The 4,952-nt window shown below is 37.7% G+C and carries 5 protein-coding genes; all 5 read left to right on the forward strand.

Annotated elements, in window-relative coordinates; genetic code table 11:
- Positions 1-155: 155 nt before the first annotated feature.
- Positions 156-920, forward strand: a complete 765-nt coding sequence (locus AAOP42_RS00460) for a SusC/RagA family TonB-linked outer membrane protein (RefSeq protein WP_349526482.1) — start codon at positions 156-158, stop codon at positions 918-920.
- Between the two features lie 14 nt (positions 921-934).
- On the forward strand, positions 935-2,563 hold the full coding sequence (locus tag AAOP42_RS00465) for a RagB/SusD family nutrient uptake outer membrane protein (RefSeq protein ID WP_349526483.1): 1,629 nt from the start codon (positions 935-937) through the stop codon (positions 2,561-2,563).
- Between the two features lie 132 nt (positions 2,564-2,695).
- Complete coding sequence (locus AAOP42_RS00470; RefSeq protein WP_349526484.1) at positions 2,696-3,484, forward strand: glycoside hydrolase family 130 protein; 789 nt, start codon at positions 2,696-2,698, stop codon at positions 3,482-3,484.
- Positions 3,481-3,657 carry a hypothetical protein gene (locus AAOP42_RS00475; RefSeq protein ID WP_349526485.1) on the forward strand — a complete coding sequence of 59 codons (177 nt, stop codon included), beginning with the start codon at positions 3,481-3,483 and terminating at the stop codon, positions 3,655-3,657. Before AAOP42_RS00470 ends, AAOP42_RS00475 begins: the two co-directional genes overlap by 4 nt.
- Positions 3,658-3,800: 143 nt before the next feature.
- A partial coding sequence (locus AAOP42_RS00480; protein WP_349526486.1) for a right-handed parallel beta-helix repeat-containing protein occupies positions 3,801-4,952 on the forward strand: 1,152 nt, incomplete at its 3' end.

Below are 4,952 nucleotides of genomic sequence, written 5' to 3' on the forward strand. Positions count from 1 at the left end.
TTAGGTACTTGTTCACATGCTTTTTCAATGATTGTTTTACTTTTTTTTCATAACTTCAATTCTTATTTTGTGAACTCCGAAGTTAGAAGTTCTTTGGCATTCCCCGAAGGGCTTCCGACGAAGGAGGTTCGTTCAACAAGGGGTTTGAAGCAACATTGAACATTATCAATATAAAAGGAAAGAATTTCTCATGGCAAAGTACATATACTTTTTCTACCAATAAGAATGAGATTGTTAAATTGGTAGGAGATAGAGACGGAGATGGTCAAGAGGATGATATTATAGCGTCGGGTTGGTTTATAGGACAGCCAATTGGTGCTAATTTCGACTATGACTGGAATGGTATCTATCAAGAAGGTGAAGATATGCCAAGTTGGGCTCTACCCGGTTATACGAAGATTATAGACAAAAATGGGAATGGAGAAATAGATGTAGATGACCGTTCTGTACTTCATTCCGACCAACCTAACTTTCGTTTAGGGATATCTAATACACTCAAGTGGAAAAAGTTTGCTTTGAATATTTTTATAAATTCGCAAAAGGGAGGGTATCGGTCAAATCCAAACTTATACTTACAGGCCAGCTTTTATAACAGAGCCAATACGCTAAACATTCCCTATTGGACTCCTGAAAATAAGTCGAACGAGGGACCGATATTAAACTTCACTAACCCTTATGGACATAGATTTTATGAAAGCAGGAGTTTTGTCCGTTTACAAGATATATCCCTGTCATATGATTTGCCTCAAGATCTAATTAATAAGTTCAGTATTAGGGATATTAAACTATATATCAGTGGTAAGAACCTTTATACAATTACCAATTGGTCTAATTGGGATCCTGAAATAGGAGATCAAAGTCGAGGGTCTTATGGTCCAATGTATCGTTCTTGGGTTATTGGAATAAATGTAACACTTTAAAAGGCAGAAGAATCATGAAAAAAAATAATTTAATAATTATAGCTATAAGTCTAATTCTTTTATTGGATTTAAGTTCATGCAGCGAAGATGTTTTAATAGAAAAACCGTTGGACTTTTTTAGTCCTGAGAATGCTTTTGTAAATAAAGAGGGATTTGATGCTGCACTTGTTGGGTTGTATGTTACTGCCAGAAATGAAATGGCAAGCGGAGATAATAAATATGAGGTTATAATGAGCGAGTGTACAGATGTTGCTACCAATGCTGCTGCCTCTGTACTAGCTGTAACTAGTGTTTGGCAAGTAATGAATCCAACAACTAACTATACAGAGTTTTACTGGTATTGGGCATATCAGATGATTGGCAGGGCAAATACAATTATCACTCGTGCGGAGAATCCTGATATAAGTTGGGACTCAGCTGATGATAAGAATGAAGTGCTGGCGCAAGCAAGGTTTTTCAGAGGGTACGTCTATTCTGTTTTGGTTAATTTGTATGGGGGGGTACCTATTATTAAGGAAGAAGTTACCACGCCGAGATATGATTATACAAGAGAAACACGACAAAAAGTACTTGAATTTATTGTGGAAGATTTGGAATTTGCTTCTCTGTGGTTACCCGAAACAACACCTGAAGACGGAAAAATTGTCAAAGCTACAGCCGATCATTATTTGAGTGAAACATACCTGGGGCTACAGGAATACACTAAAGCTATTGAATCTGCAACGAGAGTGATTAACAGTGGACATTATAAGCTTATGACAGAAAGGTTTGGTGACCTATCCCGACCGGGGGATGTATATTCTGACCTGTTTTGGACTCACCAGATTAACCGATCTTCTGGAAACCTGGAAACGATTTGGGCTATTCAGGTTGAATATGGAGTTACAGGTGGTATTCCAAGCGATGGAGGAAATGGACAATTAAGGCGGTGGGGGCCGGCATATTATAGCATTAAAGATCCTGATAATAAAATTGGCTTAGTTCTCTGTGATAGTCTTGGGAGACCTAATGGTTGGACTACACCAACAAATTATTCTCGTTACGACATTTGGAGAAGTGATTGGGATAATGATATGCGAAATTCAAAATATAATATTCGCAGAGACTACTATTTTAATACGGGAAACTATTTTGGTCAAAAAGTAGAGATGGAAAATGGCTTTTGGAAGGGGACTAACATTAAGGTGGAATCAATTGATACTATGCGCTACATGTATCCATGGTTTAGAAAAATTGAAGGATTCCCATCAGGAGGAGCAGCTTCAGGTATGAGTTATAATGAGTTTATTAAAGTAAGGTTATCTGAAACTTATTTACTTCGGGCGGAGGCATACTTTTTAGCAGGGGAGAGTCAAAAAGCGGCGGATGATATTAATGATATTAGAAATAGAGCCAATGCAACCCCTGTTGATCCTGAAGATGTTGATCTTGACTACATTTTGGATGAAAGAGCCAGGGAGTTGATCGTAGAAGAACGCAGACTAAGGACATTGATACGAATGGGCAAATTAGTTGAGAGGGTTAAAAAACACAATTTTAGAGAAGCGGATTACATTCAAGACTATCATAAATTATGGCCAATACCACAGAGTGTAATTGATGCTAATATAGATGCTGTTATAGAACAGAATCCAGGGTATTAACAATCAAATTCACTCATTATGCACCTTATTTCATTTAGGAATAAGGTGTGTTTCCCATTCACACGAATTGGAAACTAAGCTTTGTTGCCAGTTAAGCAATATTCAGTTATATGGGTTTTAAAAAATAAAATTATGAATAAAATTAAAGGCTTGCTTTTACTAATCATAGCTATTGTATTTACTTTTTGCCAATCATCCAAATATGTGTCTGTTGAGGAAGATTCCAGTGCTAATTCAGAGAAGAAAAGGGTCTTTACTGAGAATATAAAATGGAATTCTCTTAAGCAACCAGTTTTTAGCGATCCAGATGATGACTTTGCCAAAGACCCTTCTATATTTTATGCGGATGGGAAGTATTACATGTACTACACGGGATCAGCTACTGGATTTCAAGGACATGGTACGCCTAATTGGCAAATAGAATATGCTACCTCTTCGGATGGATTAAACTGGAAGAAGCAAGGAGTTATTTTTAAGGCTGACAGTAATACATGGGAAGCAGGGAGGGTTCAGGCTCCAAGTCGCCCAATTTGGTATGATGGTAAATATTATATGTTTTACACTGGAGGTCCTAGAAAACCGAAAAATCTGATTTACACTAGTTATGCTACATCCACTGACCTTGTAAACTGGACAAAGAGTAATGAAATCATTCCACAGAATATAGGAAGAGCTAACGATATTTTTATTTATGAGGAGGAAGACATTTTTTACATGTTTTACACGACCTATAAAGAAAAGAATGAACCTATTTTCATGAGAAAATCTAGTGATTTAGTCAATTGGTCTGAACCTGAACCAACAGGTGCAGGTGGAGAAGGTTCAGTTTTATGGAAAGAGAAGGGGAGGTACTACATGCTGGGCTGTCACGGATGGTCTAGCACAACTGAAGTGTACCGCTATATGTTTCAACTGAGTTGAAAAATTTCAAAGATTTAGGCATTGTGGATATGGAGAGACCAGACTTTGCGTCAGGTACTTTTGGACATGGAGATATTATTAAAAAGGATAATCAGATTTGGTTTTACTTTCAGGGTACAAATGATGGCGGAGATACATTCAAGATTGGCTTAGCCAAACACACATTGGATTGATTGGAAGAAGGCAAGCTTGTAATCGATTCTGATCTTACAGGATTGAAAGATTAACCCATCGGGTTGAAATCATGATACACTATAATTGGTGGAGACATGTCGATCCTGTGCTTTTATAATCAACTAATTTTAACAGATACATAATGTCAAGAAATTTCATATTAATTACCGCCTTGTTGTTTTCTCAGATGGCAACAGCAAAAACCTGGTATGTGTCAAAAGCAGGTAAAGACAACAATAGCGGCAGCATCAATAAACCATTTTTAACCATACAAAAAGGAGCTGATATGGCTCATTCGGGTGACACGGTATTTGTAACGGAAGGAATTTACCGTGAACGTGTTTCGCCTCCAAGAGGAGGGACAGCCGAAGCACCTATTGTGTACATGGCTGAACCGGGGAAGAGGGTTTTCATAAAAGGATCGGATGTTTATAAAGGGAATCTTAAGGGTTTAGGTAGTAATGTATTTTCATGTGATCTGTCAAAAATGGAATTCACTGATGATTTTTATTTCGACAGTGCCAATCCATTTAAGGTTCCAATGGCATCCACACCTTGGCTTAGGGACGGTGCTCCGGAAGGAGTGGAGGATATAGTGTTTAACCTTGGGCAGGTTTTTGTAGATGGAGCTATGTACCAGCAATACCCGCTTCAAGAAGAAATGTTGCAACACAAAGCAAGCTGGTGGTATGATTCAAAGCAGGATAAGGTGCTGATTAATTTTGATGATAAGCATAAGTACAATAGCTCTCAGATAGAATTAACAACCAGACGCAGAATATTTGCTCCTCATTTACGTGGATTGGGCTACATTCATGTAATAGGTTTTATAATGGAACATTGTGGCAATCAATATCCACGAAATTTCTGGGAAACAAAAGAGAATGCTCAGTCAGGAGCACTTGGTATCAGGAGCGGTCATCATTGGCTGATCAAAAACAATGTGGTCAGGTATGCTGCGAACATTGGTATTGACTGTGGAACAGAAGGGCCAGACAATGAAAAAACCTCACAGAAATCTTACCAACCTGAGGAGGTCATTGGAAATCGAATAGAAAACAACTATGTACTCGATAATGGATGTACCGGAGTGATTGGGTTTGGCTCAAAGGAAATGGTTGTTATGGGAAATGTAGTAATGTATAACAATAACCAAATGTTTAGAGGATATAAGCGCTATGAATCTGCGGGAATAAAATTCCATAACAATGCAAATAGTGTTGTATCTGAAAATCTGGTTACAGATAATTTCACTTATGGAATTTGGTTTGACAATAAATATCCGAATGCCAGA

Source organism: Reichenbachiella sp. MALMAid0571, assembly GCF_040151475.1.
Classification (GTDB): Bacteria; Bacteroidota; Bacteroidia; order Cytophagales; family Cyclobacteriaceae; genus CAXBNB01.

Coding starts and splice junctions, on each gene's coding strand:
- AAOP42_RS00465 (WP_349526483.1), top strand. CDS start 935: ATGAAAAAAAATAATTTAATAATTATAGCTATAAGTCTAATTCTTTTA.
- AAOP42_RS00470 (WP_349526484.1), top strand. CDS start 2,696: ATGAATAAAATTAAAGGCTTGCTTTTACTAATCATAGCTATTGTATTT.